The following is a 1,503-nucleotide window of genomic DNA, read 5'->3' on the forward strand; positions in this document are numbered from 1 at the left end:
CCTACCGCAAATTAAAGCCTACGAAGAACAGCGAAAAGAACGCTTAGCATACCAAATCACCAAAGTCCTGGATGAAATCTATGAAGCAGTACCCTACGACGGGGTTTCAGACGCCATTTTAAGCCAAAAAGAGGACATGTCGATGGTAGAATCGTCTAGCGAATTGGTCAAAGGACTAGCCAACATCTTGAAACAAAAAGATGACATCATCAAAAAATACCAGACATATTACGACCAAGCAGAAGACTTGTGGTAGGTAGATAGATAGGAGCTGCGACAAAAGTCGCTGCTCTAATCTTCCAAAGGTTCCTTTCTTAGTGTCGGCTCTTACACCTTAAAAAGCCGAACAATTACCGGAAGTAATTGGCGTATTTTGGAAAGCATCGAAAGAGTTTGACTTTTGTGGGACAGCCGACGGAACGCAGCGACATACGGATGCCTTGCGTAAGAAGAGCCTGATATTACGACTTGTGGTAAATAGTAATTAGGGGCCTGACACTAATGTCAAAGCCCCTTTTTCTATATGACGAATTTACAATTTAAGTGCAACACATTAAAAATTCAAAAAAAGATCCACAGTTTTTTAAAAAAATCTGGATCCGAACAATGAAATCTAAAGTAATCATTAATGCAATCACCTTCAGGGTTATGATAAGAAAAAGAAGTGCCAGGAGAAAATATAACTATAGAATTTGGTCTCACTTGATGAAATTTATCATTTATATAAAAAATAGCATTTGTTTTGATAAAGAGAGCAAGGTAAACATCAATTCCTTCAGGATGACCAATTTTCTCGGAATGGGGATGATGGAAATCCACGCCTCTATGTTTTGAAACAATGGAAAACAATTGAACCAACTGAATACTTCCTTCCTAAAAATTATGTTTTTACTTTTTCGTAAATTTCAAGTTTAAGTTAGCCACTACAGGTAACTCATTTGTTCGGTACCGTAACTGCCTTGTTATTCTAAATCAGTGACCCTCTGATAATGAACTGAGGGATGGTAGTCTTCCGACCAGTCTGGCCTCAGGCCATCTTTCCAGACATGAAGCCATGCCGAGGTCAAGTAATGATAGGTCAAGCCCCCAATCGTTCTTGCTTGAATGCTTGAACAAATGTGTCATGTGGTGTTGCATAACCCAAAATTTTCCGCGGGTAATCGTTCATCCAACGCTGGATCCGCAAAATCTGGTTCTCGCTCACCTCACTAATCGGGCTTCCCTTGGGGACGAAACGGCGAATTAATTTATGCTGATTTTCGCTCGTCCCACGCTCCCAAGAAGCATAGGGGTGGCTGAAATAGACGTCAGCTACATCTTGCAGAGCATCGTGTAGCCCCGAAAACTCCGAGCCATTGTCGGAGGTCACGGTCTTAAATAATTGATCGAAGTTAGCGCCAGCCCGTTCTCTTAGCTGTTGAACCGCTTGGTCCACCGATTCGGTGTCCTTCCCGTTCAACTTTAGGATGACTTCAAAGCGTGTCTGCCGTTCAGCCAGCGTCA

The 1,503-nt window shown here is 42.0% G+C and carries 2 protein-coding genes and 1 pseudogene; 1 reads left to right on the forward strand and 2 read right to left on the reverse strand.

The genetic code is table 11. The annotated features are described in order from the left end of the window. A pseudogene (locus ACRCJ0_RS13835) lies at positions 1-256 on the forward strand (hypothetical protein); the annotation flags it as partial. Positions 257-561: 305 nt separating this feature from the next. Here ACRCJ0_RS13835 and ACRCJ0_RS13840 read toward each other — a convergent pair. Then, a complete protein-coding gene (locus ACRCJ0_RS13840) occupies positions 562-858 on the reverse strand; it encodes a hypothetical protein (protein WP_059134894.1) in 297 nt (98 codons plus the stop codon). 220 nt (positions 859-1,078) lie between these two features. Next, positions 1,079-1,503, reverse strand: a 425-nt coding sequence (locus ACRCJ0_RS13845) for an IS30 family transposase (RefSeq protein ID WP_431390809.1), incomplete at its 5' end; no start/stop codon positions are given.

Source organism: Aerococcus sp. L_32, assembly GCF_050689315.1.